Origin of the sequence: Vibrio sp. LB10LO1, assembly GCF_010092875.1 — a bacterium.
Lineage (GTDB): Bacteria > Pseudomonadota > Gammaproteobacteria > Enterobacterales > Vibrionaceae > Vibrio > Vibrio campbellii.
In genome coordinates, this window is the sequence record NZ_JAADJW010000005.1 from 96,006 (window position 1) to 122,084 (window position 26,079).

Annotated in this window: 26 protein-coding genes; 10 read left to right on the top strand and 16 right to left on the bottom strand. The window is 47.5% G+C overall.

The features are described from left to right. Window positions 1-20: 20 nt before the first annotated feature. From GXP65_RS05335 to fliD, 4 genes are read right to left on the bottom strand one after another with little or no spacing between them, the layout of a single operon-like run. Window positions 21-1,076, bottom strand: coding sequence for a flagellar hook-length control protein FliK (locus GXP65_RS05335; RefSeq protein ID WP_162092236.1), 1,056 nt, complete (start codon window positions 1,074-1,076; stop codon window positions 21-23). Next, on the bottom strand, window positions 1,073-1,393 hold the full coding sequence (locus GXP65_RS05340; protein ID WP_038890670.1) for a hypothetical protein: 321 nt from the start codon (window positions 1,391-1,393) through the stop codon (window positions 1,073-1,075). Before GXP65_RS05340 ends, GXP65_RS05335 begins: the two co-directional genes overlap by 4 nt. Next, entirely contained in the window at window positions 1,377-1,763 is a 387-nt protein-coding gene (gene fliS, locus GXP65_RS05345) for a flagellar export chaperone FliS (protein ID WP_038890671.1), read from the bottom strand. Before fliS ends, GXP65_RS05340 begins: the two co-directional genes overlap by 17 nt. A 19-nt stretch (window positions 1,764-1,782) precedes the next feature. Then, window positions 1,783-3,123, bottom strand: coding sequence for a flagellar filament capping protein FliD (fliD, locus tag GXP65_RS05350; protein ID WP_162092237.1), 1,341 nt, complete (start codon window positions 3,121-3,123; stop codon window positions 1,783-1,785). Between the two features lie 417 nt (window positions 3,124-3,540). On the opposite strand from fliD, the gene GXP65_RS05355 reads away from it, so the two are divergent. Beyond that, a complete protein-coding gene (locus GXP65_RS05355; RefSeq protein WP_005432352.1) occupies window positions 3,541-3,828 on the top strand; it encodes a hypothetical protein in 288 nt (95 codons plus the stop codon). Between the two features lie 114 nt (window positions 3,829-3,942). Here GXP65_RS05355 and lafA read toward each other — a convergent pair whose 3' ends face one another. From lafA to GXP65_RS05400, 9 genes are all read right to left on the bottom strand, one after another. Next, window positions 3,943-4,812: a lateral flagellin LafA gene (gene lafA, locus GXP65_RS05360; protein ID WP_005432351.1), complete on the bottom strand. Its 870-nt coding sequence runs from the start codon at window positions 4,810-4,812 to the stop codon at window positions 3,943-3,945. Between the two features lie 236 nt (window positions 4,813-5,048). After that, window positions 5,049-5,846 (bottom strand): EAL domain-containing protein, encoded by a 798-nt coding sequence (locus GXP65_RS05365; protein WP_086015390.1) that lies wholly within the window; start codon window positions 5,844-5,846, stop codon window positions 5,049-5,051. Then, window positions 5,839-7,929, bottom strand: coding sequence for a flagellar biosynthesis protein FlhA (gene flhA, locus GXP65_RS05370; protein ID WP_005432348.1), 2,091 nt, complete (start codon window positions 7,927-7,929; stop codon window positions 5,839-5,841). The genes GXP65_RS05365 and flhA overlap by 8 nt, the downstream gene beginning before the upstream one ends. Before the next feature lie 31 nt (window positions 7,930-7,960). Further along, a complete protein-coding gene (flhB, locus tag GXP65_RS05375) occupies window positions 7,961-9,088 on the bottom strand; it encodes a flagellar biosynthesis protein FlhB (protein ID WP_162092238.1) in 1,128 nt (375 codons plus the stop codon). Continuing rightward, window positions 9,085-9,861, bottom strand: a complete 777-nt coding sequence (gene fliR / locus GXP65_RS05380; protein WP_005532242.1) for a flagellar biosynthetic protein FliR — start codon at window positions 9,859-9,861, stop codon at window positions 9,085-9,087. The genes flhB and fliR overlap by 4 nt, the downstream gene beginning before the upstream one ends. Next, entirely contained in the window at window positions 9,861-10,130 is a 270-nt protein-coding gene (gene fliQ / locus GXP65_RS05385; RefSeq protein WP_005375036.1) for a flagellar biosynthesis protein FliQ, read from the bottom strand. The genes fliR and fliQ overlap by 1 nt, the downstream gene beginning before the upstream one ends. 12 nt (window positions 10,131-10,142) lie before the next feature. Beyond that, a complete protein-coding gene (gene fliP / locus GXP65_RS05390) occupies window positions 10,143-10,910 on the bottom strand; it encodes a flagellar type III secretion system pore protein FliP (RefSeq protein ID WP_162092239.1) in 768 nt (255 codons plus the stop codon). Between the two features lie 18 nt (window positions 10,911-10,928). Beyond that, window positions 10,929-11,297: a flagellar motor switch protein FliN gene (gene fliN, locus GXP65_RS05395; protein WP_005432338.1), complete on the bottom strand. Its 369-nt coding sequence runs from the start codon at window positions 11,295-11,297 to the stop codon at window positions 10,929-10,931. Next, window positions 11,294-12,112: a flagellar motor switch protein FliM gene (locus GXP65_RS05400; protein ID WP_162092240.1), complete on the bottom strand. Its 819-nt coding sequence runs from the start codon at window positions 12,110-12,112 to the stop codon at window positions 11,294-11,296. Before GXP65_RS05400 ends, fliN begins: the two co-directional genes overlap by 4 nt. A gap of 386 nt (window positions 12,113-12,498) precedes the next feature. Here GXP65_RS05400 and GXP65_RS05405 point away from each other — a divergent pair, with 386 nt between their 5' ends. The 8 genes from GXP65_RS05405 to fliJ are packed head-to-tail and all read left to right on the top strand — an operon-like array spanning window position 12,499 to window position 20,564. Next, window positions 12,499-13,551: an OmpA family protein gene (locus tag GXP65_RS05405; RefSeq protein WP_162092241.1), complete on the top strand. Its 1,053-nt coding sequence runs from the start codon at window positions 12,499-12,501 to the stop codon at window positions 13,549-13,551. Beyond that, a complete protein-coding gene (locus tag GXP65_RS05410) occupies window positions 13,551-14,882 on the top strand; it encodes a sigma-54 dependent transcriptional regulator (RefSeq protein ID WP_029388657.1) in 1,332 nt (443 codons plus the stop codon). The genes GXP65_RS05405 and GXP65_RS05410 overlap by 1 nt, the downstream gene beginning before the upstream one ends. Window positions 14,883-14,896: 14 nt before the next feature. After that, complete coding sequence (gene fliE, locus GXP65_RS05415; RefSeq protein WP_005532233.1) at window positions 14,897-15,253, top strand: flagellar hook-basal body complex protein FliE; 357 nt, start codon at window positions 14,897-14,899, stop codon at window positions 15,251-15,253. Between the two features lie 3 nt (window positions 15,254-15,256). Continuing rightward, complete coding sequence (gene fliF, locus GXP65_RS05420; RefSeq protein ID WP_162092242.1) at window positions 15,257-17,008, top strand: flagellar basal-body MS-ring/collar protein FliF; 1,752 nt, start codon at window positions 15,257-15,259, stop codon at window positions 17,006-17,008. Then, the gene (locus GXP65_RS05425) at window positions 16,971-17,990 is read left to right on the top strand and encodes a flagellar motor switch protein FliG (protein WP_005432330.1); all 1,020 of its coding nucleotides are present in this window, start codon (window positions 16,971-16,973) and stop codon (window positions 17,988-17,990) included. Before fliF ends, GXP65_RS05425 begins: the two co-directional genes overlap by 38 nt. Window positions 17,991-17,994: 4 nt before the next feature. Next, a complete protein-coding gene (fliH, locus tag GXP65_RS05430; protein ID WP_162092243.1) occupies window positions 17,995-18,750 on the top strand; it encodes a flagellar assembly protein FliH in 756 nt (251 codons plus the stop codon). Continuing rightward, the gene (fliI, locus tag GXP65_RS05435) at window positions 18,743-20,095 is read left to right on the top strand and encodes a flagellar protein export ATPase FliI (RefSeq protein ID WP_005532229.1); all 1,353 of its coding nucleotides are present in this window, start codon (window positions 18,743-18,745) and stop codon (window positions 20,093-20,095) included. The genes fliH and fliI overlap by 8 nt, the downstream gene beginning before the upstream one ends. Before the next feature lie 28 nt (window positions 20,096-20,123). After that, complete coding sequence (gene fliJ / locus GXP65_RS05440; protein ID WP_005532228.1) at window positions 20,124-20,564, top strand: flagellar export protein FliJ; 441 nt, start codon at window positions 20,124-20,126, stop codon at window positions 20,562-20,564. On the opposite strand, the gene GXP65_RS05445 is transcribed toward fliJ, so the two are convergent. The 3 genes from GXP65_RS05445 to GXP65_RS05455 form a co-directional block, all read right to left on the bottom strand. Continuing rightward, a complete protein-coding gene (locus tag GXP65_RS05445; protein WP_162092244.1) occupies window positions 20,544-22,778 on the bottom strand; it encodes an EAL domain-containing protein in 2,235 nt (744 codons plus the stop codon). The genes fliJ and GXP65_RS05445 overlap by 21 nt on opposite strands. A gap of 123 nt (window positions 22,779-22,901) precedes the next feature. After that, window positions 22,902-23,903 (bottom strand): trypsin-like serine protease, encoded by a 1,002-nt coding sequence (locus GXP65_RS05450; protein ID WP_162092245.1) that lies wholly within the window; start codon window positions 23,901-23,903, stop codon window positions 22,902-22,904. A gap of 151 nt (window positions 23,904-24,054) precedes the next feature. After that, complete coding sequence (locus GXP65_RS05455) at window positions 24,055-24,957, bottom strand: LysR substrate-binding domain-containing protein (protein WP_045376133.1); 903 nt, start codon at window positions 24,955-24,957, stop codon at window positions 24,055-24,057. Window positions 24,958-25,099: 142 nt separating this feature from the next. On the opposite strand from GXP65_RS05455, the gene GXP65_RS05460 reads away from it, so the two are divergent. After that, window positions 25,100-26,023 (top strand): DMT family transporter, encoded by a 924-nt coding sequence (locus GXP65_RS05460; protein ID WP_162092246.1) that lies wholly within the window; start codon window positions 25,100-25,102, stop codon window positions 26,021-26,023. Window positions 26,024-26,079 lie beyond the last annotated feature (56 nt).

Consider the following 26,079-nt stretch of genomic DNA (forward strand, 5'->3'; position numbering starts at 1 on the left):
CCTTTTTCCTCGATGATTCATTAGGCTTGAGTGTTCAGCCAATGCTCTGAATAGTTTGTTGTTGTATTAGATTGAAAGGCGTTGGTTTCACGCGCGGCGAAGACGGTTGCTTCTTCTTGAGAGCCATCATGAGAATGTCGCTCTTGACCTTGATCTGAGCCGACGTTGACGTCTACGTGAACGAAGTTCTGTTCTTGCAGTTCAGTGCGAAGGCGCTCAGATACCTGCATTAAGGCTTCACGAGTTGCGGCAGTATTGGCGTTAATCTGCACGCTCAAGCGGTCACCTTCCACGCGTACCAATAAATCCAATTTGCCTAACTCTGGTGGGTCGAGACGGATTTTAGCTTCTTGTAGGTTTTGCTGAGCTTGTAATGTCACGCGATCTTGCAGCACTTGCATCATCTGCTCGCCCCATCTACCAGAGCTGGTATCCACGCGAACCGCCGCCCACTCCGCACGTTGAGCTTGAGTTGCTGTAAGCGGTGAGGTTGGAATTGAATGTTGCACGTTTGGTGTCTGCGATTGCGTGTTGGCTGCGAATGCTTGCCCATGAGCAGGTTGATTCAGTAACGTTTGCAAATCAGAAGCAGAAACTTTAAGTGAATTTACCGCGCTCGCTTGCACACCACGTTGGTTCTCTTGCGCGGGGGCTGTAAGCATTGGGTTGGCTTGAGCGCCCATGTTTGCACTTTGCGATGTGTTATTTGCTGACACTTGTGCAAGCTGGTTGGTATCGCCTTGCTTAGTGGCCGCCTTACTGATTCCCTGCATGAGAGCTTGCGCTTGGGTGGCCAGATTCACCTCTGATGAAGCATTACCTAGTAACGTTTCGTCAGAGGTGTCTTCTGTGTGGAGCTCTGGTGAGCTGGCGTCAGGTCGCATCACTTCCGCCGGTGAGGCTTGCGTATTTAAGCGAAATCCGGCAACGGTGATAGGCGCGTTGGTTTGGCCCTGCTGAGTGACCGCGGCTGAATTTGCTGGTGAAACGCCTTGCTCTGAACGAGCGTGAGAGATCTTCCCAGCGGCTGTCGATTGAGAAGGTGAACTCGCAGGTATTGAGTTAGTGACCATCATTGCGTTAGCTCCATCGTCATCGCAAGTTGATATGCCATGGCTCGTTCTTGTTGGTCGTTCACCATGTTCATCTCCTGCTGTAGTTCGCTGGTGGCTTTCTCAAGCGCAGCAAACGCAGTAGCATGCACCGCTTTTGCTCGCTGAATTTCCGGTGCGAGTTTCGGATCTTTCAAGAAAGGTTTATGGCTGATAAGCAGTTCTCGCAACTGTAAGTCGTAGCGTTTGAGTGCTTGCCAATCGGCCGTTTTAGTGGCGATTTGGATCAGTTTTGATAAGTGGCGAAATCGCTCCGGCGACACTTTATGCTTGCTGTCCAAAGTTCATCCATCCTTCTCGAATGTTACCCATTACGCGCTCTACGTTGTCTAAACGTGTCGCATCGTTCTGTACGCTGGTGTAATACAATTCGACTTGGCAGAAGTCGTAGAGCTGACGTAAGTTCTCAGCGATCTCACCGCCATTCTCTTCATCCAATGCGCTGCTTAATCCGATAAGGATGTTCATGCACTTGTTAATGCCAATTCCTTTCTCAGCAAGACGATTGGCAGCCAAATGGCCGCGGACACGTTCAATTTCATCGAGCAACCCGTCGATCAGCATGACAACGAGTTGGTGTGGGTTGGCGGATGCTGCTTGAGCATCCAGATCGACCTGTTGGTATGAGTCGTAGCCGGAATCCATTAGCATAAGTACTTCTCCTAAAGCCTTAACCAAACATCGACATGGTTTGGTTCATTTGCGTCATTAAGGTGTTCATTTGAGTGAATTGTTTTAGATAGCGGTTGTAAGACATCTCGTACTTGCGTTCTAAGGTTGTCTGCTTATCTTCAATTCGGTCCAGATTGGCTTGTAGTGCGTCTTTACGAGAATTGAATGTGCCAGACGAGAACTTCAAAAACGGCTCTGCCATGTCATCGAGCGAGTCGAGCAGGGCGCCATCGCCGTTAAACATTGATTCGAGTGCAGCGCTATTGTTCTTTTGTGCTTCTGTAAATTCGTCTTGGTCGACTTTCATTTTGCCGTCGCGATCAAGAGTGATGCCGACTTCGCTCAAACGCATTCCGCCATGCTCGCCGCGCACCAAGCTGGTTAATTGGCTTTCGATAGAGCGCAAGGTAGGGTCACTGGCCAGTACGCCACGTGATTTATCTTCTCCACCAATTTGGGTGTATTCATCGATGGTAGAAACCAGAGCGTTGTAAGCTTCAACAAACTTATCAAGTTGTTCTTTAGTGCCTTCGCTGTCTGCGCCTACGTCCATTGAAATAGAGGCTTCTCCTGAGGTTTGCGCTTTGGTGACCGTGATGTCGACACCATCGATCACACCTTCAAAGGTATTGCTTGAGTTAGTCAGTTGCAGCCCTGTACCTTCCGCGCCAAGCCAGATAACAGCATCTTGTGGTTTACTGATTTCTGTTGTGTTGGTGAATGCATCTTCAAACCAAGCTTGTCCTGTTCCCGTCGCACTGACATTGATGGTGTTTGCTACGCCTGTCTCGGTACTGGAGAGCATGAAGTGTGTTTGGCCATTTGAACGCACAAGCGTGGCATTCACGCCTGGGTTATCAGGGTTGTTGTTGTTGATTGCGCTGACTAGGTCCGTCACGGTCGCTTTGCCATCGCCGTCAGTATCCACCGTCGACATATCTAAAGTCATGGTTTCACCATTGATGGTGAACTCTAACGTACCGGTAGTTGGGACCTCGGTAGTGGCCTCCAAGTCTGCAGGCATACCCGTAGAAATCTGATGTGAAGTGGCGACTTGCTCAACGAAAATCTGGTAGTTACCGACTAATGCGTTGGCATCGGCACTTGCGGTGAAAAAGCCGTCTTGAGAGGTCGTTGCGGTATTTTTGATGATACTGCTTGTGCTGCTGTTCATCTCATTAACCGCAGTTCGGAAGTCACGCAATGCACTTTCCACTTTGCCTAGAGCGGTAAGTTGCGCTTGGTATCGATCGGCCTGCATTTGGTAACGTTGCTGAAATGGCTGAACGTCTAACGTGGCGAACTGGGTTGCCATGGTAATTGGATCTAACGAACTCATGAGGTCGCTCCCTCTCTCATCTGTATTTGGCTTTTCTATGCCAGTAATAAATACTCAATCGCAAGATGTGTGCCTGATATCTATGCCTATATAAAACAGTATCTTACGTTCAATTTTGTGTGTTGGGAGGAAGCGGCTTTTCCACCTTGCTGGTTCCGCTTTCCCCTTGATAGCTAAAGGGGTTCCCAAATAAAAAAGGCGACCAAAAGTGGTGAAAGATTTAATGCAATGGAGGGAAGAAAAGAGAGGTATGTAGCGATACGCATCATGCGAAAGTTTAGGCGTTTACTGCTAAGGGATTCAGATTTTTCTGATCCTGTTTGAATGCAAAGGTTTGCTATCTTATGCCCCTGCAATTTTTGTGGTTGCTAGCGGCTGGCTATCCTCCCTAATTCGACTAAAAAAAGAACGACAATAATGAATGACTTTGTTTTACGACTGATGAAGTGTGCCCGTGCATATGAGGCTTTCATTGGCACCAAACTGCGCAGTAAACAGAACATTAATGCCGAGGAACTGGCGAACATTCGTGTAGAGGCGCTCTCTCGATTTCCAGAGCTCAAAGCGTATGAGCCACATCGAGGTGTGGAATCTGCCGAGCTGGAGCTGTTCAACAAAGTTCTACATAACACCATGCTGAAAGCAGGCTTTCGCATTCCTTCTAGCCACACCAACGAAGCCACTTCTATCTATATCCGTCGCTAGAACGCTTTTCCAAGCGCTTTTTTCAGACAAAGAAAAGCCTCCCAGATACGAGGGAGGCTTTGAGCTTTCAGACGAACTAAATTTTGCGCGTTGTTAGGGAATAGAAAGGTTCTATTAACGCAGTAGCGACATTGCCATGCCTGGCAGCTGGTTAGTTTGAGAAAGAACCGTTGTACCAGCTTGCATTAGCATTTGGTTCTTCGTCATGTTTGAAGATTCAACAGCAAAGTCTGCGTCAGTGATACGGCCTTTCGCAGCAGATGTGTTTTCAACCATGTTGCCTAGGTTTGTCATTGTGTGCTCAAGACGGTTGATGTTCGCACCCAGTGCTGAACGTGCAGTACCGATTTGACCTAGAAGACCTGCATCACCCGTTGCGCCTGTTAGTGCTGTCATTGCAGTTTGCGCGTTTGCTTCAGATGTTAGGTCACCCACAGCTAGTGCACCAGATGTACCGATTGACGCGTTGATTGCTTGCACTTCCGCAGAAACGTCTACTGCTAGTTGTTCACCCGCTTGAGTACCAATTTGGAAGTTAACCGCTGCCGCACCAAATGTGCCAGCATCTTGTAGAAGCTTGTTACCACCAAAACTTGTTGAATCCATAATGTTCGCAAGCTCTTCACCTAGCTGCTGGTACTCAGCGTTTAGTGCAGTACGGTCGTTTGCTGATACTGAACCGTTCGAAGCTTGTGTTGCTAGGTCGTTCATGCGGTATACGATGTTTGTCATTTCATCCATCGCGCCTTCCGCTGTTTGCATCATTGAGATGCCGTCTTGCGAGTTACGCATTGCAACGCTCATGCCGCGAGTTTGAGACTCAAGACGGGTAGCAATTTGTAGACCTGCTGCATCGTCTGCTGCTGAGTTGATACGGTAACCCGTGCTCAAACGTTCCATTGACGTGTTCAGAAGGTTACTTGTATTGTTCAGCGTGTTCTGAGTTACAAGCGATGCGAAGTTAGTATGCATAGATAAAGCCATCTTGGTCTCCTTAGTTTTTCACTATTCTTTCAGGCTTCGGGATTCTCCCTTGCTCACTAACTAGAGGCGGTCGGTTGGTTTTAATGATTAATTGGAAATTTAAAAATTTTGCCAAAATCGCCAATTTTGATGATTTTTGGTGATATCTATTCCAGAAAATTCGCATTTTAAGGCTGTTTAGACATGAAAAAGGGCGAGTTCTGATAGCTGAACTCGCCCTTTTTCTTTAGCTCAGTTTATTCATCGGCGAACGATTTAAACGACAATGAAGTGGGAATATCACTGAAATAGCCGAAATAATAACTCGCACCGAGTAAGCGGTAACGATTGAGCTCGTTTTGGCTTGCGACTCTACCTGCCACCCAAGGGAATTGATTACGACGCAGGAAGCGTGCGATGGGAAGGAACGCATGCTGATCTTGCTTGTTTTCCATCGTGACGGATAGCTTGATCAGGTCGGGTTCAAACTCGGCAATGCGTTCAAAGTGTGTTTGGCTGGTCGCAATTTCAAACCACAGGGCATACGCGTTGTCTTTCAGTTGTTCAACTAAAGCAGCGACGCGTTCATGCAGGCACAGAGTTTCATCGGCTTGCAAAGCGGGCACGACATGTTGAAATGCAGCCTTGTGGAATTGAATCATCTGATTCAAAAAGTGACGGCCTGCTTGCCATAGTAAAGCGTCGACCCGAATAGGCACCACGACATTGCTGATAAGGTCCGGATGAAAGGTATCGAGCTGGAACTGAGTTTGGCGCAGGGCTAGATACAAGCTGTATAAATCTAAGCAATATTGCATTTGCTCAGACAATTCAAACTGATAAACACTCTGCTCGCCACGTACTCCAAAGCGCAAGGTAAGGTGCTGGTATTCCACCTCACCGGTTTTTGTTTTACGGATCGCCTGACAGGCGTGTTGAATGTCATTGTGTTTGAGCGCATCAAACACCAGTTGATCGTCGTCCGTGACAATGTGTTGCAGTGCGAGATCGCACAAGTAGTCATACATCGCTTTATTTGAGATGAGATTAACCAAGGTTTCCTACCACGTTGATCTGTTTATTTTCTGGAATTTCATTGTAAGACAGTACCGCCAATCCTTGGGTAAAGGTACGTGCGTAACGTGCCAGCAATGGACGTAGTTGAGGCATGACCAATAAGATTGGTGGCAGCCCTTGCTGCTTCAATTGCTGACGAATCAAAGGCAAGTTCTGTTGGAACTGGCTAAGAATGTTTGGCTCAATCGGGAAGCTATCGAGCATGACGGTGCCTGCTGCTTGTGCTTGTTGCAATGACGTCATCAGCATCTGTTCAAGTTCATCAGACAAGGCGTAGACGTTCAGTTCGTTCTTCTGGCCCGCAACTAAGTTAACCAAGGTTCGCTTAAGTGCGCAGCGTACATCTGCCGCGAGTAAAATCGGATCTTTAGTGTTTTCCGAAGATTCCAGCATGGTGTTGGCGATGGTGCGAATGTCTTTTAGCGGAACTTGGTCGAGCAGAAGCTGACGGTAAACCTTAAGCTGCTGTGCTGGCGTTAGTGCAGCGGCTAAGGCTTCGGCCAATTTTGGCGCTTGCGCCGTAAGACGTTGAGTCATGGCTTCAACATCGTCATGAGTAAACAGTTCAGCCAAGTTAGTTTTCATGATTTTGCTGATGTGTGTGGCGATAACCGTGCCATCGTCAACCACTTGGTAGCCCATGTTCAGCGCTTTCGCTTTGTCTTGATGTTCAATCCAAACCGCAGGCAGTTGGTAGGCTGGGTCACTGCCAAGAATGCCATCCACTTCGCCATAGGTTTCACCCACGGCAATTGCCATCAAACGTTCTGGCTCGATAAAACCTTGTTCAATTACTTCGCCGTTCAAAGCAATGGTGTATTGGTTCGGCTTTAAACTTAAGTTGTCACGGATACGTACTTCCGGCAGTAGAAAACCCACTTGCTCAGAGAGATTGCGGCGAACACCACGAATACGCTGCGCTAGAGGTGCGCCTTGCTCTTTGTTAACCAAGTGAACCAATCGGTAGCCCAACGCAAGAGACAGAGTGTGGACATGAGGAATATCGTCCCAAGTAAGTGCGGTTTCTTCTTCCTGCATGGCATGAGAGAGGGCTTCTACTTGGTCGATTTGCGTATCTTGCACCGGCTTTTTGCTTTGTCGCCAGCCCGCGAATGCTAGCACCGCGGCAAAGGTGAAGAACGCAAGGTGAGGCATTCCTGGAACCATACCAATGATCGCCATGATAGCGGCAACGGTATACAAGGTCGCTGGTGTCGCAAGCAGCTGCTTGTGCATGGTTTCCGACATGCCGTTATCACTGTCGTTAATACGCGTCACGATAATGGCTGCAGCGGTAGCAAGTAACAGTGATGGAATTTGAGCAACAAGGCCGTCACCGATAGTCAGTAGGGCGTAAGTCTTGAAGGCTTCTGACGCTGGCAATCCGTGCTCGAACACACCAATACTGATACCACCAATGATGTTGATGAACAGGATCAGCAAGCCAGCAACCGCATCACCACGAACAAACTTGGACGCACCATCCATGGAACCGTGGAAGTCCGCTTCGTTCGCCACTTCTTTGCGGCGTTGACGCGCGGTTTCTTGGTCGATCAAGCCAGCGTTTAAGTCGGCATCGATGGCCATTTGTTTGCCCGGTAGTGCATCCAAGGTAAAGCGTGCCGACACTTCAGAAATACGTTCGCCACCTTTGGTGATCACGACAAAGTTAATGATCATCAAGATGATGAACACCACCATACCGACCACGTAGTTACCGCCGATCACCACTTCACCGAAGGCTTGAATCACCTTACCAGCAGCATCGCTGCCGTTGTGACCTTCAAGTAATACGATACGCGTTGAAGCAACGTTTAGAGTGAGGCGAAGTAAGGTTGCGACCAACAAAATGGTTGGGAAAATCGAAAAGTCGAGCGGTCGCTTCGCTGTGGTGCTGACCAGCAATACCAAGATCGCTAACACGATATTGAAGGTGAACAGCGCGTCCAATAGCAATGGTGGCAAAGGCAAGATGACCATTGCCAATACCATCAACAAGACGATTGGAATACCAATGTAGCCTTTAGTGGAAGTTTGAAGGTGTTTTAACCGGTTAAACATACTCTGGTGTCCTTGGGTAAACGCGGGTTAATCAGTGTTGCAAATGCTTTGGAATTGAAAAATGAGGCAAAGGCGTCGGTTCCTTTCCGCCCCCTTTACGAAAGGCTTTCAACTGCAAAACGTAAGTTAAAATATGAGCCACCGCGATATAGAGTTGGCTTGGTATGGCTTGCTCAATGGCCGTGGTGTGATAAATCGAACGAGTCAGCGGCGGCGAGTTGATGATCTCGACTTTATTCTCGCGGGCGATGCGTTGAATGTGCATGGCGGTTTCATCGACGCCTTTTGCCACCACAAATGGTGCATCAGATAACGAAGGTTCGTATTTCAATGCCACGGCGTAGTGAGTCGGGTTGGTGATCACCACATCTGCGGTGGGCACCATCTTGTCGATTTTACGGCGAGCAAATTGCTGCTGGATTTGGCGAATGCGTTGCTTAACTTCTGGTCGACCTTCGTTGTTCTTGAACTCTTCTTTCAGCTCCTGTTTGGTCATGCGCAGCTCTTTGAGGTGCTCCCAGCGCTGGTAAGGAATATCAAGCACCCCAAACAGTAACAGAGCGAATCCCATCAGCAGCAGACCTTCAAACAAAATCGACATGATCAGTGAGAAGCCTTGGCTAAGTGGTAAGTTTTGCATGCCAAGCAGTGGCTGAAGGTGGTTGTCTAGGTAGCCATAAAGAATGCCGAAGATGACTAACACCTTGACGGTGGATTTAACCAGCTCCACCACTGAGCGAGTGGAGAAAATACGTTTGATACCCGAAATAGGATTGAGCTTACTCAGTTTCGGTAACACGTTCGCCGGACGGAACATCCAGCCTCCTAACACCATGCTGCTGCCAAAGGTGACAATGATGATAACGGTGAAGAGAGGCAAGAGCATCTCAATGATCACCGCCAAGCTCTGACCAAGATGCTCCACCAATTGTTTTGGGTTTTCTAAGTCAGCTTTGGTTAGGGTCATGTTGTAACGGAATACACCAGACATGCTTTCCCAAATACTGTTGAGCTGGGAATAAAAAAACATCGCAACGGCTAAGAAGATAACTGCGGTAGTGAACTCTTTTGCGCGCGGAATTTGTCCTTCCTGACGGGCTTTTTTGACCTTCTGGGGGGAGGCTTTCTCGGTTTTGTCTTGAGACGACTGTTCGCTCATGCGCCCCCCAACATAAAGTTATTCAAGAAACGAATGGTGTCGTGGACTAACGCGGTATAGCGACTAGGCACCCCAGAAACAGAGATCAACACGCTGAACAAACCTAACAGCATGGTCATCGGGAAGCCTAATGCATATACGTTTAGAGAGGGGGCGGCTCGGTTCATCACACCAAAGCTGATGTTGGCGAGCAGCATGGAAACGATCGCTGGTAACGCTAAGGCAAGTGCAGAAGCAAACATCCACCCAAAGATATTCACGACACCTTGCAAAGACAGGGCGGTGATACCCGAGCCTACAGGCCAAATGACAAAGCTTTGAATGACGATATCAATAACCAGTAAATGCCCTTCAAGAGCAAGGAAAAGCAAAGTCGAAAAGATGAGGAACATGCGGCCTAGAATCGCCACAGACAAGCCATTAACCGGATCGTTCATCATCGCCATACCCAAGCCCATTTGTAACGAGATAGTCTGGCCGAGCATGGTGAATACATTGAACAACATGTGCAGGATTAAGCCGAACATCAGTCCCCAAATCGCCTGTTCAAAGGCTAAGAAAAGCGAGGTCATCGAGAACAGTTCGACTTCTGGCATCGGTGGCATCAGTGGTGCGGTGATCACCACAATCGAGAGCGCAAGTAAACTGCGAACCCAGACTGGAATCAGTGCGTCACCAAAAAACGGCATGGAAATGAATACGGCACCGACGCGAAAAAATGGCCACCACAGCTGGCCTAGAATCACGGACAGTTCCGCAAACGTGATCGCCATTAGCCGATCATCCCCGGAATGTTGTGGAACAAGAAATCAAACAGCTCCATGATTTTTCGCAGCATCCAGTGGCCTGCGAAAATCACCATTAGCAGCGTGACCAACAAACGTGGCAGGAAGCTCAGGGTTTGCTCGTTGATTTGCGTGGCAGCCTGAAATACCGCAATGCACAGACCAACAATCAAACCCGGTACGACCAAAACGGCCACCATCAAGATGATCAGCCAGACGGCGTCAGAAAATAGGGTAACGGTGAGTTCCGGTGTCATGATGCGCTCCCACTATCCAAAGCTGGCGGATAGTGTGCCGACCGTCATTGCCCAGCCGTCGACCAGCACAAACACGACGAGCTTGAATGGCAACGAAATGATCAGGGGGGACAGCATCATCATACCCATTGCCATCAACACGCTGGCGACGACAAGGTCGATGATTAGGAACGGTATAAACAACATGAAGCCGATTTGAAACGCGGTTTTCAGCTCACTGATGACAAAAGCGGGCAAAACGACAGCAAACGAAATGTCTTCCACGTTTTGGTCGATGGGCTCGTTGGCAATACGCAACATTTGCTCCAGCGAGCTTTGGTGGGTTTGTGCCAACATAAAGTTTCGCACTGGCTTTTCGGCCACCGAAAACGCCTGCATCAAGGTGATCTCGCCGTTGTCATAAGGCTTAAAAGCATTGTCGTGAATATCGGTCCAGACAGGGCGCATAATAAGTAACGTCAATGCTAGGGCAATGCCGACCAAAACACGGTTTGGCGGGCTTTGCTGTAGACCTAATGCCTGACGCAGAATCGCCAACACCACGATAATGCGTGTAAAGCTGGTGGCCATCAAGATGAAGGCTGGCAAGAAACTGAGAGCTGTCATGAGCAACAGGATTTGTAGCTTAACGCTGTACTCTTGCTGTGTGTCCCCGTCGGAAACGGACAAGATGGTTAAGCCATTGTCGGCAGCCATGGTTGGCAGTGCAAACAGCAGTAAACACAGTAATGCAATCGCCATTAACGGCAACCGACGCTGACTGTCACTCAGAAGATTCATCGCACAACCCACCTGAATTTATCGACCTACGCCGCTAAGCGCAGAGTCATGCACATCGATAAGGCGTAGGCCATATTTGTCGTTAATAACCACAACTTCTGCCTGCCCCATCAGAGAGCCGTTTACTTTCACATCAAGTGGTTCGCCATTGAGCTTGTCCAGTTCAATCACTGTGCCTTCACCGGCTTTCATCAGGTCGCCCAAAGGAATCTCTTTGCTTGCGACTTCTAGCGTGACTGTTACTGGGATGCTTTTGAAGAAACTTAGGTCGCGCTCTGCAACAGGCTCGGGAGCGAATGCCTGTTCAGTTTCAAAATCTTCCAATTGAAAATCGTCAAAGTTTAAATCATCGGCGTCGAATGCTTGGTTGTCTTGCGCGTCGCTCATCGCTGCGATTCCTTATCTGGGTTAAAAATCAGTACAAGCTGGCCGTCTTGTTCCGCAACACGGCCAGAGAAAAGAGTTTGGTTACCAATGCTTACTGGCACGGTGTTGAGAAGCTCGATGGGCAATATATCGTCCGGTTGCAATCCGACCACATCACTCAGTGCCATGGTTTTCTTGCTCAATACGACATTGAGACGCACCGGTGTTGATTCCAGAGAGCGACAAAACGGCTGATACAAGTCCGTATCGTTATGGAGGGCTAGCTGCTCGATCAAAGTTTGAATCATGGTGCTATCGAGCTTGAGGTGAATAGCACCTTGGAAATCTTCAAACGCGATAGAAAGCTCAGCATGCAGTCCGATACCTCGTGGTGTCTCGTACTCGCAGTGTTGCCACATTTCTTGCGGTGCGAGCCAGTTGATGATGATTCGGCTAATGCGCTCTTGAAGGCGTAAGTCACTCGCCGTCAAAGAAGTGGAAGTACGCTCGGTTGCGGCGCCGTAAAAGCGATCGGCCAGTTTGATTAATGCTTGCGCGTCTCCGTGGATATACACCATGCCACCATCTTGGTGTTGATAGGTTGAGGTTTGGTCTTTATCCAATAAAGTTGGTGAGAATCTGTGTAGTTCTACGGCAACTAAATTCGCTTCAATTTTGTTGGTGCTGAGCCAATTTTGTAATTCATTGGTTAGGCCCGAACAAGACTCTGAGATCAAACTTTCGAGCTTCTCACGAATGATATGAATAGGTTTGCCTAGCAACTCTACATCAAGCAATTTGATGTCGGAAATAGGCTCATTAACTCTGCTTTCCATTTATATTTTACCGTGCGTTAACAAACTAAACTGTTTTAACTTAATAGCGGACAGTCTACACAGACTTTTTTAAGAACCTTTAGTTTCAACTTTAAAGATTGTGACTTTAGTTCACATGTTGATTTGAATCTAACTATAGGTACTTTTAATGAAAATTAAAAAGAGTTAGCTTTGACTTATAAAAGAGTTAATAAAAAATATAACAATTATTAGCTAAGTTGTTGTTAATTCGATCAGTTAATGCTGATGGAGAGAACAGCAGTCTTTGCAATTTGAGCCTTGTAACTCATTGTTTTGTTGGTCTAAAAAAGTCTATTTATGAATGCTTGCTTGAGCTTTGTGACGGAGTTATGACCACTTTTAATATTTCAGAATAGGGAATTTATATGATTACCTATGCCAAATTTTATAATCCAATGGCATATTTAATTAAACCTTCTATGTCAGGGAATTGTGATAAATACCTACAAAGAAGCCGTTTGATAATATTTTCTAAAGTATTCCTGTTAGCTGGTTTAACTTCACCTAGTTTTGCATCGGCAGGTGAGGAAATCACCGTTCCAATGGATCTTTCTACTTGGCTATATAAAGGAAATAAATTTGAATGCAACTTAATGCACTCAAATATTCCTGAGGGGAAGTTTTATTTCCGCGCGGAACCAAATAACCGAGTTTCTTTTATTGCCAACGTTCATAATAACAACAATAAATGGAACGGCGCTGTATTGCTTAGTGAGAGTGCACCGTGGGAAGGAGAGCTTTTAAGAAAAGAAGAGGCTTCGCTTGCGTTTACCTCGGCAACTAACCAGTTCGCTTTCTCGCATGGTATAGAGTCTCTACTTGCATCCATTTCTTCCGGAAGTTGGGTTACACTGTCACTTAGTGGGAGTGAAGGTTCCGCTCTCAGCAGTATCACTCTGCCAACCATTCAAATACAAAATGCATTGACCTCATTCAATCAATGTCGAGATCAACTGCCAAAGTTATCTTACTCCCAGGCTCGTGATGTGAATTTACCATTTCAGTTTGGTCAAAAAACATTAAGCCGCAGCCAACAAAGTACCTTGGCAGCACTCTACAGTTACATTTCTGTCGATGATCGCGTCACCAAAATTCTTGTCGATGGCCATACCGATAATGTTGGCTCTCAATTGGCGAATTTAAATGTATCTCGCCAGCGAGCTGAGCAAGTCGCAGAGGCTTTGGTTCAACAAGGTGTTGACCGTTCGTTGATTGAAGTTCGTGCTCATGGCTCGCGATACCCAATTGCCAGTAATAACACCCAAGCAGGGCAAGCCAAAAACCGTCGAGTGACACTGCGCTTGGTTCGAGATAACGAGCGTGTGATTACTAAAAATGACTTGGCCAGACACACGTCAGGCAAAAGCAACCCAGAAGTAAAACAACAACCCCAACAAGAGAAGGTAAAGGTTCAATGATGACGAAAATGGATATTTTGTTGGTTGAGCCAAATGAACACCTCGCTCAACCAGTGCTGGATGTACTTGGGAATGCTGGTTATTCCGCAAGACACAGTCGTACTGGTCGCAGCGCGCTATTGGAAGAGCGAGCTTGCATTACGTTGGTCAGCTCAAACTTACCGGACATGTGTGTACGTGAGTTTGTCGCGTGTCATCAAAAGCAGCGTAGTGCTGGTGTGGTGATTGCGATTGTTGATCAAGAGCAGGGCATTTTGGCGGCGGAAACAATGAAGTCTGGGGCGACGGATTACTTACTTCGTCCCTTTGAAACGAATCAATTGCTGAACTTACTCAAGCGAGTGGAGGCTTTGGGCAAACCACTGGCGAACATTGTGGCTGAATCATGGCGCAGTAAACAAGTGCTTCAACTCGCACATCGCGCTGCCTGCACCAATGCCAGCGTGCTTATTACTGGTGAATCGGGTACGGGTAAGGAAGTGCTGGCACGTTACGTTCATGAGCAATCTCCTCGTGATGACGGTCCGTTTGTCGCAGTGAACTGTGCTGCGATTCCAGAATCTATGTTGGAAGCAGTACTGTTTGGCCACGTGAAAGGGGCATTTACTGGTGCCACCAATTCGCAAAGCGGTAAGTTTGAAGAGGCCAATGGTGGCACGATTCTACTGGATGAAATTGGTGAGATGTCACCAGCGGTGCAGGCGAAGTTATTACGTGTGCTTCAAGAGCGAGAAGTGGAACGTGTTGGCAGTCATAAAGCGATTCAGTTGGATATCCGAGTGATCGCTGCAACCAACAAAGACCTGCGCGAAGAAGTGCAAAAAGGCACATTTCGTGAAGATCTTTACTACCGCCTAGATGTGCTGCCATTGCATTGGCCACCTCTGCGAGAGCGCAAAGAAGACATTTTGCCGATCAGCCAGTTCTTTATTGGAAAATACCAAGACGGCAGCCGCTGCCATCTGTCTCAAGATGCCATTTCTGCCCTGAGCCAATATCACTGGCCGGGCAATATTCGCGAACTCGAAAACGTGATTCAACGTGCACTTGTCATGCGTCATGGGGATTACATCACCGCGCATGATCTGATGCTGCCAATCGAATTGCTGACGCCTGTGCCTTCCGCTGAACCGGCTTCAAGCTTTGGCCACGTTGAGGCGAAGAAGCAAGCTGAGTTCCAGTTTATTCTCGACAAATTACGTCAGTTTGGTGGAAACCGAACCAAAACGGCCAACGCTTTGGGAGTGTCTACTCGAGCGTTACGTTACAAGCTCGCCGCCATGCGCGAACACGGTATTGATTTACAGTCGGCGCTTGGCTCGGCTGCCTAAAAGGAGAAAAGTAGATGGCAAGTCAACCAACTAATGCAGTCTCAGCAGAGCAATTAATGCTGTCTAAAATGGAGGCAATGCGAACGCAAGTTCAGCCGCCAGAATTTGTTGTGAGTGCAAACCCGTTAGATCAACAATCTTTGAACGCCCCATTGTCTTTCTCACAAGCGATGACCAATGTGCTGGATACGGTCAATCAGCATCAATCGGTAGCGAGTCAAAAAATGACCGCCGTCGAAACGGGCGCAAGCGATGATTTGGTGGGCGCGATGATCGCCAGCCAAAAAGCGAGCCTTTCATTCAATGCTTTGATGCAAGTGCGCAACAAAGTGGTCATGTCCTTTGAAGATATCATGAAGATGCCGGTGTAACCCATGTCAGAACTTTCCACTCAAGTGGCCGGTAATTCTGCAATGCATGCCGGTACAACTCAGACTCCTTCCTCAAATCGAGGGATGGATGACGTAACCAATAAAATCAAGCAACTGTGGTCGAGCAGCCAGCGTAACCTCGTATTATCCGCGGTGTTAGCGGCCATTGTTGCGGCCATCATCGTGGTGGCGCTTTGGAGCTCTTCGCAAAGCTTCCGTCCGTTATACAGCCAACAAGAGCGTTTTGATATCGGCGAAATTGTGTCGGTATTAGAAAGCGAAGGTATTAGCTACCGCATGCAGGAGCAAAACGGCCAAGTATTGGTTCCAGAAGGTGAAGTTGCCCGCATCCGCATGCTGCTTGCTTCGAAAGGGGTGAAAGCGAAATTGCCAACGGGTCTGGACTCATTAAAAGAAGACAGCTCGCTAGGTACCAGCCAGTTTATGGAAACGGCACGTTATCGTCACGGTTTAGAAGGTGAGTTAGTGCGCACTATCATGTCGCTAAATCCAGTGGCGAATGCACGTGTCCATCTTGCGATTCCTCGTCAAACCTTGTTTGTGCGCCAAAACTCGGAAAATCCATCGGCTTCTGTGATGTTAGAGCTTAAGCCGGGCGAAGATCTAAAGCCTGAGCAGGTCGAAGCTATCATCAACCTGGTGGTGGGTAGCGTGACAGCAATGAAGCCTGAATTTGTCTCGGTCATTGACCAATACGGTCGACTATTGAGTGCGGATGTGGCTTCTGCTGAAGCGGGCAAAGTGAACGCGAAATACCTTGAATACCAAAAGAGCGTTGAGAAGCAAATCATCCAGCGCGCGGCTGACATGCTGACGCCAATTGTAGGGCCAAGTAACTTCCGCGTACAAGTTGCGGCGGATATGAACTTTAGCCAAGTCGAAGAGACACAAGAGATCCTCGACAACGCCCCAGTCGTTCGTAATGAACACACTATTCAAAACAACTCCGTTGACCAAATCGCGTTAGGCATTCCAGGCTCGTTAAGCAATCAGCCTCCCGTAACTGGTGAAACGCCAACCAACGATAGCCAGAACACCAATGCACGTTCAGAAGTGAATCGCCAATATGCGGTAGGCAGCAGTGTGCGCCGAACTCAGTACCAACAAGGTCAAGTTGAAAAGCTCAGCGTGTCAGTTTTGCTTAACTCGCAAGCCGCACCAGATGGTGTCGCGTGGAGTGAAGCGGATAAATCGCAAATCTCAACCATGATCATGGACGCTGTGGGTATCTCGAATGCGCGTGGCGACAGCTTGAGTTTGATGAGCTTTAACTTCACCCCAATTGAGATCGACGCGCCGCCAGCATTGCCTTGGTGGCAAGACCCAACGGTACAGCAACCATTGCGTTACGTGATTGGCGGTGTGTTAGGTCTAGCGATGATCTTCTTTGTGCTTCGCCCGTTGATCATGCATTTAACGGGAGCGGATAAGCCTGCTCAAGAACTTGAATTTGCTGAGCCACAAGAAGAACCGCAATACGATAACCTCCAGACTCGTGAAGAGCGTGAGCGTGAAGAAGCGCTCAACCGCAAACTGTCGGAGAAAGGTATTGCCGTATCGTCCGGCTTGGATGTGAACAGCGACATGCTGCCGCCAGCGGGTTCTACACTAGAGATTCAATTGAAACACCTACAGCTTATTGCCAACGAAGAGCCAGAGCGTGTAGCCGAAATTCTGAAACAATGGGTAAACATCAATGAACACAGCACAGTCGACGTCAAAGCAGACGCTTAGTTATGTAGAACAAACCGCGCTTGTGCTGTTGGGCATGGGTGAAGATGCAGCCGCTAAAGTGTTGCAGCATTTTAGCCGTGATGAAACCCAGCGAGTGACACGTGCAATGGCGAAGTTGAATGGCATCAAAAGTGATTCTGCCCGCAATGTGATTCAACATTTCTTTGAAGATTTCCGTGAACACAGTGGTATTCGCGGCGCATCAAAAGAGTACTTGTCGAATACTTTACGTAAAGCCTTGGGTAATGATCTGGCTAAGGGCTTACTCAACAACCTGTATGGCGATGAAATTCGCAATAACATGCAGCGTTTGCAGTGGGTAGAAGCAGAAACTCTGGCTCGTTTCATCGTCAATGAACACCCTCAGATGCAAGCGATCTTCTTGGCGTACTTGCCTGCGGACAGCTCTTCTGCGGTCTTGAAGCACTTGCCTCAGGATTATCATGATGAAATCTTGTTCCGCATCGCTCAATTGCAAGATATTGATCATCAAGTTGCGAACGATCTGCATGAGTTGGTGGAGCGCTGTATCGATAAAGTGTCTGCAAGCCAAAGCACACCGCTATCGGGCGTAAAACAAGCGGCGGATATCATTAACCGATTTGAAGGTGACCGCGCATCCCTGATGGAAATGCTCAAATTGCATGACGAGAACGTGGTCAACGAAATCGAAGAGAACATGTTCGACTTTATGGTGCTCGGTCGTCAGCGCGAGGAAACCATGGACGCGTTGGTTCAGCAAATTCCACTAGAGCTGTGGGCTGTGGCATTGAAAGGTGCAGAGATTACCTTACAGCAAGCCATCAAACGCTCTATGCCACAACGTATGGTCAAAGCGTTGGAAGATGACATGGAGCTGCGTGGTGCTGTGGTACTGAGCCGAGTGCAGCGCGCTCGCCAAGATATTATGCAGTTGGTACGAGAGCTTGATGAAGCGGGCGAAATCCAACTGGTTCTCTACGAAGAACCAACGGTGGAGTAAGGCGATGAGCGAAAGAAGATCAAATGCCATGCGTTTACCACCAAGCGGCTACCGTTTACATCGTTTTCCGCCTTTGGCTCAGCCAGTGAACATTGAAGATGACTTCGCCCTAGACGAGCAAGGTTGGCAAGATACGCAAGCGGATGTTCAACAGCAGCTTGAGGCTGGCTTCCAGCAAGGTCTACAACAAGGTCATGATGAAGGGCTTCGCCAAGGGATTGAGCAAGGCAAACAACAAGGATTGCTAGAAGGGCAGAAAGAAGGTTTCCAGAAGGGGTTTATCTCTGGAGAGCAGTCCGGAAAACAGGGCTTTGTGGAAGCGGCTAAACCAGTCAATGAGCTGTTCCATGCCTTATCTCGTTGGCAGAATGAAAAAGAGCAACAACAGCGTCATATGATCTGCGAATTGGTGCAGAAAGTCGCACAGCAAGTGATTCGTGCGGAGCTCACCTTGATGCCGCAACAGATTCTGGCTCTGGTCGATGAAACCTTGTCAGCCATGCCGGGCAAAGCAGAGAGCGTGATTGTTCATCTCAACCCGCAGGATTTGGAGCGCATTACACAAATTAACGCGGATTTACCGACGGCTTGGAAACTGGTCGCTAATGCAGAGCTACCTGTTGGTGGATGCCAACTTGTGACAGAGGATGCAGAGGCGGATGCGAGCTGCGATTCACGCCTGCAGGCCTGTATGGATAACGTGAAGCAACACTTACTTGATGAAGTCTCGATGCCACAGGTAGACACTGAGCATGAGTAACACGTTGAGCCACGAGCTGTTAAACGAACGATTGAGTGATGCATTAGCGTCACTCGATTCGATTCCTGTCGCGCGAGTGACGGGACGTTTGATCAAAGTGAACGGCTTAATGCTGCAAGCCGTGGGGTGCCGGTTCAAACTTGAACAACGCTGTCTGGTTGAAACCGCTGAGGGCGACATGATCGAGGCACAAGTGGTTGGCTTTGATCATACCGTGGCTTACTTAATGCCAATTCGCCGCTTAGGTGGCTTGTTCGCTGGCGCCAAGGTGATCCCCCTTGACGGCGACAGTACGGTCCAGCTCAGTTCACAATGGCTAGGACGTGTAGTGAATGGGCTTGGCGAACCTTTTGATGATGGTGCGCCGCTAAAGGGGGGAGATCGTGTTTCACTTGAACCTAAACCGATCAACCCGCTTAAGCGTCGTCCTGTTGATACGCCTTTAGATGTTGGGGTTCGCGCCATCAATGGTTTGCTCACCGTAGGCAAAGGTCAGCGTATCGGTTTAATGGCAGGCAGTGGTGTCGGTAAAAGTGTCTTGATGGGTATGATTACTCAAAACACCGAGGCCGATGTGATTGTGGTGGGCTTAATTGGCGAACGTGGCCGAGAGGTGCGTGAGTTTGTTGAACGAAACCTCACTCCAGAAGCGCGTAAAAAAGCCATTATCGTTGCCGCGCCAGCCGACGAATCTCCGCTAATGCGACTGCGTGCGACACTACTTTGCCATCGTGTGGCGGAGTATTTTCGCGACCAAGGCAAAGACGTGTTACTGCTGATGGATTCATTGACACGTTACGCCATGGCACAACGTGAAATTGCCCTTTCTTTGGGTGAACCACCTGCCTCACGTGGTTATCCACCTTCGGTATTCAGCGTGTTACCTCAGCTCCTCGAACGAGCAGGGAACAGCGAAAACCCTAACGGAAGTTTGACTGCGATTTATACCGTTCTTGCTGAAGGGGACGACCAACAAGATCCTGTTGTGGATTCGGCTCGAGCGATCCTTGATGGGCATGTAGTGCTGTCTCGTCAATTGGCTGAGCAAGGCCACTATCCTGCGATTGATATCAATGCGTCTATCAGTCGCTGCATGAATGCTTGCACTCATGAGGCGCACAGTACTATTGCGAATAACTTCCGTCAGCTTTACTCCAACTACTTGCAAGTGAAAGAGTTATTACCACTGGGAGGATACCAACCCGGACAAGATCCAGAGTTGGATCAGTCGGTTTCTATGTATCCGCATTTACGTGCTTATTTACAACAGTCAGCCAATGAAGCGGTGGACTATCCAACCAGTTTGACTGCGTTAGCGCAGATGTTTCAAAGTGAACAGCAGTAGCAGTTTGATAAGCGGATTAAGGAATTAGATGGAATCGAAACTTAAGGCAGTAGGCAAGCTGCAACTGATGGAAGAAAAGCAGCGTGACAGAGTGGGACAGCAGCTTGATGTTATGCGTCAGCGTCACTCTCATCTTACGATGCAGTTAGCGCAGCTTTCTGCCTTGAAAAACCATGCCGGACAATCCGCATTAACGACTCCTGTGCTCAATAGCGCGGCTTTGATGAACCTCAACCGCGTAGACCAAATGCTTCAAAAGATGCTGCGTCACCACGAACACGAACAAGCGGTGATGCAGGCGGAATGCGCGTCGGTGCAAAAACACCTTGAGTACAAACATGCTCGAGTTCAAGGCTTGGAGAAGGTGCTGGAACGTTGGCGTGCTAAACAAAACTACGAAAAAGCCAAGAAAGAACAAAAGCTGATTGAAGATATCATCAACTCTCGATTAAAGCGCAAAGTCTTGTAGTGCGCTTAGCTCTGATTGAGGTGCTGGCTTTACTTCAAATAGCTCGTCTAAACATTTGCTCAAAGGCATAGGTTTCGCGACGCCATAACCTTGCGCAAAGTCGATGCCCAAGTTTCTTAATATTGCTATGTGTGCAGTGCTCTCGACAAATTCTGCCACCGTCTCTAAATGCATGTCTTTTGCGACCGTAACAATGGAGCTGACGATCAAACGGTCCGTCTCACTCTGCGTGATCTCACGAACAAACGCCCCTTCAATTTTAAGAATATCCAATGGCAATCTGCGCAAGTACGCGAAGCTAGCGTAGCCTGTTCCAAAGTCGTCTATCGCAATCTTACAGCCGTGATCTCGTAAGTGGCTCAAGTTTGCAATGGCTTGTTGCTCATTGATGAGTGCGGATGATTCGGTGATCTCAAAGCAAATCTTGTTCAGCGGAATCGAAAAGCTTTGTGCACTTTCAATGATGCGCACTGCAAGGTTCTCGGCACTGAGTGTTTTGGCGGTCAAGTTGATGGCGCAGTGGCCAATGTTATTCCAATTCTTCACCTTGTCACTCAGCATTCGGAAGGTATTGAGAATGACCCAGTGATCGAGCTTGATCTCTAAACCAAATTGATTAATCAATGGGAAAAATGCCGAAGGTGGCAGTACTTTTCCATCCTGCTCTTTAAGACGAAGGAGTACTTCAAAGCTGTGTTTTGACGGTTCCGATTCAGAAAGCTTCATGTATGGTTGGCAGAACAACTCAAATTGTTCGCGCTTAAACACTTGTTGAATGTGGTTCAGTTTGTCCACGCGATCCATTTCGAAAGATTGGATGTTAATCCAATGGATGCTGCTATCACTTTGAGGCGGTTGATCGCACAGAATCGACACCACTTTCTCAATGTCCTGATCTTGGCTGACGAGCGTGCAGAAAATGGTTGGGGAGACTAGTGCAACCGATGTACCTCGCCAATAAAATTGGAAGCTTTCTAAGTAGTCCGCGACCTCGTTAAGGTCCTCTTCTGCGGTATCTGAGTAATGGGTAAAGCTCAGTAGACCCGTTGAGAAAGGTGGCCGATAACAACGATTTATGCTGTTGTTCCGTGAGTACAAAAACTCACTGAGTTGCATGATAAGCTGAGATTTTCCCTCATGGCCCAAATCAGTCAACATCGATAATGTGGGCGTTAAGTCAAGATAGATGAGTAAAGAACGAGATTGGTGACTGATGTCTTCTTTCAGCTGAGCAATGTTCGATAGTCCAGAATATGGGTCGATACGCTCGGAGCGGATCTGCTTTTGTGTCATCTCAAACAGTTTTACCGAGTAGCCGCCCAGTAAATACGCCAAGGTGGTAAGCACAGTAATGATGATCAATAAGCCGTAGAACTGTTTGTCTCCAATTAATGCTTGGTTGTAGTGGCTGATACCGTCATTGATTATCAACAAGATAAATGGCGAGCCGACAAAGAGTGGCCGAATCAAGCCGTGTTTTGCCAAGCCAACGACGACAAGCAACACGGCGAAGAAGCTGAGCGAATTGAGCATGAAAGAGGTGGAAGAAAGCGCGGCAGCAATGAAAATCGCGATGCAACTCGCGAGCCACGCTAAATAGCCTCGACAACGGCTATTAGAGATTCTTAAACGTTTATCCAAAGCGAGGTAAGACTGGGTATCGGTATCCGTCAACAGGCTCACCAGCACGTATAAAATAGGTGTTACCAACAGTTGAGTTAAGTAATTGCCTAACGTGGCATAAAACAGAAAATCAGGACTTAAAAACTGGCCATCAACGAAGGTATTCACCAACATGATTTTGATGGTATTCGCGAAAGGAAATAAACAGCCCATAATGACAAAAAACAGGCTGATCCGCTGTGCGGCTGGTTGATGTAGCGAGCGATTGTTTAGATAGTGAAATAGGCTTGAAAACGCAAAAGGTAAGATCGGAACGGTGAGAGAATACAACAAGGCATGCTCAGGGCTTCGACCGGTAAAGGCATAGTAGGCGAACAAGCTCAAGACAATTGCAGGCAAGGCTCGCCATTGATAGCGCAAAAAACTCACCACCATAACCGAACTCACCACCGAGATAAGCTGGAATGCATCTTTTTCTATGACAAACATCTGCGAAAGGGCAAATCCGGTAAACACAGAGAAGGTGACACCAAGCGTCAGAAACAGCATCGCTTTAACTTTAATACGGCGATCCGATGCAGCATTATTCATGAGTTTGATCTGAAAGTGGTTGGGTAGCCGATAATAACAGGATTATCGGCATGGAATGAATAGGAAAATCTCGATAAATAGAGTTTTTATTCTAAAAAGTGTAACTAAGGTTAAAGCTACGTGCTACAAGGCTTCTCGGCGTCTTAACCACGTGAGTAAACCGCCTAATGCGAGCCATCCGAACCCGATAGAACCCCCACTGCTGTCATTGCTGCCAAAGTCGTTACTGAGGGTATCTTCTGGGTCAAAACCGGAGTCTCCTTCGCTATGATAACCCTCGGTTGCCGCAAGCGAGGCATCATAAGTTGTTTTTGTTCCAGCGCTGGTTTGTGCTTCGATCCACGGGGTGTAATTCAACACTTCGGTAAATACGCTTGGAATCGCTGGGGATTCACATCTAGAAGAGCCATAACTGACAATACCGATTTGCTGATAGTTACCGTTGTTATCCTGGTAGGTTAATGGTCCGCCCGAATCGCCACTACAAATCCCTGTGTAATCGCGGTCTGGAAAGCCATTCGCACACAAACTTTCTTGTGAGTTGAAGTCGGGCACCAGTGAAATACATTGGCTATCGGTGAGCGGCTGAATTTCTGCCCAGCGAAGGTAATTCGGTCCTGTTTGGTCGTCGGTTGACGTTTGCCCAAGCCCGAAAATCTGGTACACCGACTGGTTACTGTAGTCACCAAAGTCTTGCGGCAAAGTGATAGATTGAACGTTATCAGTGATTGGACGAGTGAGCTCCAAAATGGCGATATCGTTAATCCACAGGTCATTGGGATTGTAGTCTGGATGAATCGTAATCGAACGTACGTCTTTGAACTCTTCCACAAACACATCATTCATGGTTGGGTTCTTCACTAAGACTCGAAGATCATTGATTGTCCAACCATCAGTAAATACGTCCGATTCTACACAGTGTGCAGCGGTCATGATGTAGCGGTCATTGACGATCGTACCACCACAGATGTTGGCAAACTGACGTGAGCCAGTGCGGTGCAATATTAGGCGAGCAAAGAAAGGGAGTTGATTAGCAGAGGCTTGTTGGCCGCCAATAATAAATGTTGTGAAATCAGAGTCGTCACCGTTATTCGCCGTTTCTGCACAAACTGCCAGTGGTCCCATGAGTAAAACACTACTCAGAAAAACATGATACAACCGCATAAAACCGTCCTTGGGTTTGAAAGTACTCTTCTTACTTTATACCAATTCCGGCATTATTCTATTCACCTAGAAAACGAATAAATGTCTTAATGCCTAGCTAATACTCAACAAGTTACACTTTCGTTTGGCTAAATTCTTGTCGTAGCCAAGAACGTAACAAATGAAAGGCTTCATGCTTAAGTTTATGCGGTGGACATATCAAGTAGAATTGTTGGGATGGATTAACGATAGGCTGTCCTAGTTCGACCAACTGGCCGTATTTGATGTCATCTGTTACGAACAATCGATGTGTGACCAGCAAGCCCAGACGGCGAATGGTCGCTTGTACTGCTTGAATGGACATGTCAAAGGTAACCGGTTTTTTTCCTTTTGGCCTTTCTATGCCAGTTTGTTCCTGCCAGATTTGCCAATCGTGCTTGCGGCGGTCATTGGTGACTTCAATAATTGGGTAGGTTGATAACAGCTGTTTGATGTCTTGGCTATTTGGTTGATCTAATAGTTCTGGGCTGCACACCAGGACTAACTCATCGTCGCTCAACTTCTCGCAGTAGTAATCTTGCCACTCTTGAGGGCTACCGTGCACTAAAGCAGCATCAATACCTTCTTGTTCCAAACTGAACTGCCCAATAAGGTTGGATAAGCGAACATCAAGTTGCGGAGCGAAGTCTTGTAAACTCGACATTCTAGGAATCCACCAATGCAGGGCCAGTGAATTGGCCATATTAAAGGTAATCCGTTTTGAATTTTGGTCGTGAAGGAGCGCTTCTGTTGCATCAACGATCTGCTCGAGTGCAGGGGCGACTTTGCGGTAATATTTTTTGCCGTCGTTATTGAGACGAACTTGGCGACCGACTCGATCGAACAGCGGTTTATTCACTTGGCTTTCGAGAGATTTGATGGCTTGACTCACAGCGGAATGGCTTACTGAGAGTAGTTGAGCGGCTTCTGTCATGCTGCCTGTCTCGGCAACCGCGACAAAGGCGTAGATGGACTTCAAAGGGACTAACTTGCGCATGGTATCTTTACTCCTAATGCCTTCTTTTTTCATCTTCAAACAACTTTGTATTGTAAGTTTTACTTACATTAGCGTTTAAAAATACTCGCTATTTCTCGCTTGTGCCTTTTCTTAAAATACTCCGTGAATTAAGGAGTATCCAATGAAAGAAGAAAATAAACCCGTCATCTTTATGTTGATGTCTACATTAAGCTTATCTGTTACAGGACTGTTAGCAAAACAGCTCAGTGACGAATTGTCCGTGACCATGTTCAGTTTTTTACGCTTCTTTACTCCAGCTCTCATTTTATTGGTCATGCTGCGCTTTAGAAATCTCAAATTACCTACCATCGATACCATTAAACCGATTTTGCTTCGTGCTTTTTTCATTGGTATGTGTCAGTTATGTTTTATCGCCTCTCTACAAACGTTGACTCTAGTTGAAGGGGTGGTGCTGTTTGCGACCGGGCCACTGTTTATGCCAATTGTGGAGAGGCTTTTTATGCGTGGACAAATCCGCATGTCGGCGATAGTCGCGCTTGTGATGGCATTTTCTGGTGTTGTTTTGTTGGCAGGAGCGGATGGAGAGTTTACGTGGCGTGTTGACTTATTACTGGGGCTTGCTGGTGGGTTATTGAACTCAGGCTCTCAATTGACATTATACAAAGCAAGTAAGAGCGGTCTATCACCACTAGAAATCAATTTTTGGACCTTTGGTGTTGCAGCTCTACTTATCTTGCCACTCGTGTTGGTCAATGATTCGAGTGTGTTGGCTAACTCATTGTCGATAAACACGTTTGAAACTCCCAATACCGCACTCATATTCTTGATGTCATTGCTGATTATTAATACGCAGGTATTTCGTTCAAAAGCGTATCAGCTGGTAAGTAGTGGATCTCAATTAGCGCCACTTATATTCACCAACCTGCTGTTTACCGCGGTGTGGCAATGGGCGTTCTTTGAAGACCAAATGAGTGATATTCAGGTTATGGGCATCAGTTTAATTGTCCTAGCGACGGTAATGAATACCTGCTGGATTCGGTTCTCGGCACGCCGTATACATTTACTGCGACCTAAAACACCTTAAGGATAGGTTTAGCCTAGCAAGCTGTGACAAATGAAGTGTAAACGTCAGTGCCTGTT

Excerpts from the sequence above, each read along its gene's own strand:
- GXP65_RS05335 (WP_162092236.1), bottom strand. The coding sequence starts at position 1,076 with ATGATGGTCACTAACTCAATACCTGCGAGTTCACCTTCTCAATCGACA.
- fliS (WP_038890671.1), bottom strand. The coding sequence starts at position 1,763 with ATGCTAATGGATTCCGGCTACGACTCATACCAACAGGTCGATCTGGAT.
- fliD (WP_162092237.1), bottom strand. The coding sequence starts at position 3,123 with ATGAGTTCGTTAGATCCAATTACCATGGCAACCCAGTTCGCCACGTTA.
- GXP65_RS05355 (WP_005432352.1), top strand. The coding sequence starts at position 3,541 with ATGAATGACTTTGTTTTACGACTGATGAAGTGTGCCCGTGCATATGAG.
- lafA (WP_005432351.1), bottom strand. The coding sequence starts at position 4,812 with ATGGCTTTATCTATGCATACTAACTTCGCATCGCTTGTAACTCAGAAC.
- flhA (WP_005432348.1), bottom strand. The coding sequence starts at position 7,929 with ATGTTTAACCGGTTAAAACACCTTCAAACTTCCACTAAAGGCTACATT.
- flhB (WP_162092238.1), bottom strand. The coding sequence starts at position 9,088 with ATGAGCGAACAGTCGTCTCAAGACAAAACCGAGAAAGCCTCCCCCCAG.
- fliR (WP_005532242.1), bottom strand. The coding sequence starts at position 9,861 with ATGGCGATCACGTTTGCGGAACTGTCCGTGATTCTAGGCCAGCTGTGG.
- fliQ (WP_005375036.1), bottom strand. The coding sequence starts at position 10,130 with ATGACACCGGAACTCACCGTTACCCTATTTTCTGACGCCGTCTGGCTG.
- fliP (WP_162092239.1), bottom strand. The coding sequence starts at position 10,910 with ATGAATCTTCTGAGTGACAGTCAGCGTCGGTTGCCGTTAATGGCGATT.
- fliN (WP_005432338.1), bottom strand. The coding sequence starts at position 11,297 with ATGAGCGACGCGCAAGACAACCAAGCATTCGACGCCGATGATTTAAAC.
- GXP65_RS05400 (WP_162092240.1), bottom strand. The coding sequence starts at position 12,112 with ATGGAAAGCAGAGTTAATGAGCCTATTTCCGACATCAAATTGCTTGAT.
- GXP65_RS05405 (WP_162092241.1), top strand. The coding sequence starts at position 12,499 with ATGATTACCTATGCCAAATTTTATAATCCAATGGCATATTTAATTAAA.
- GXP65_RS05410 (WP_029388657.1), top strand. The coding sequence starts at position 13,551 with ATGACGAAAATGGATATTTTGTTGGTTGAGCCAAATGAACACCTCGCT.
- fliE (WP_005532233.1), top strand. The coding sequence starts at position 14,897 with ATGGCAAGTCAACCAACTAATGCAGTCTCAGCAGAGCAATTAATGCTG.
- fliF (WP_162092242.1), top strand. The coding sequence starts at position 15,257 with ATGTCAGAACTTTCCACTCAAGTGGCCGGTAATTCTGCAATGCATGCC.
- GXP65_RS05425 (WP_005432330.1), top strand. The coding sequence starts at position 16,971 with ATGAACACAGCACAGTCGACGTCAAAGCAGACGCTTAGTTATGTAGAA.
- fliH (WP_162092243.1), top strand. The coding sequence starts at position 17,995 with ATGAGCGAAAGAAGATCAAATGCCATGCGTTTACCACCAAGCGGCTAC.
- fliI (WP_005532229.1), top strand. The coding sequence starts at position 18,743 with ATGAGTAACACGTTGAGCCACGAGCTGTTAAACGAACGATTGAGTGAT.
- fliJ (WP_005532228.1), top strand. The coding sequence starts at position 20,124 with ATGGAATCGAAACTTAAGGCAGTAGGCAAGCTGCAACTGATGGAAGAA.
- GXP65_RS05445 (WP_162092244.1), bottom strand. The coding sequence starts at position 22,778 with ATGAATAATGCTGCATCGGATCGCCGTATTAAAGTTAAAGCGATGCTG.
- GXP65_RS05450 (WP_162092245.1), bottom strand. The coding sequence starts at position 23,903 with ATGGGACCACTGGCAGTTTGTGCAGAAACGGCGAATAACGGTGACGAC.
- GXP65_RS05455 (WP_045376133.1), bottom strand. The coding sequence starts at position 24,957 with ATGCGCAAGTTAGTCCCTTTGAAGTCCATCTACGCCTTTGTCGCGGTT.
- GXP65_RS05460 (WP_162092246.1), top strand. The coding sequence starts at position 25,100 with ATGAAAGAAGAAAATAAACCCGTCATCTTTATGTTGATGTCTACATTA.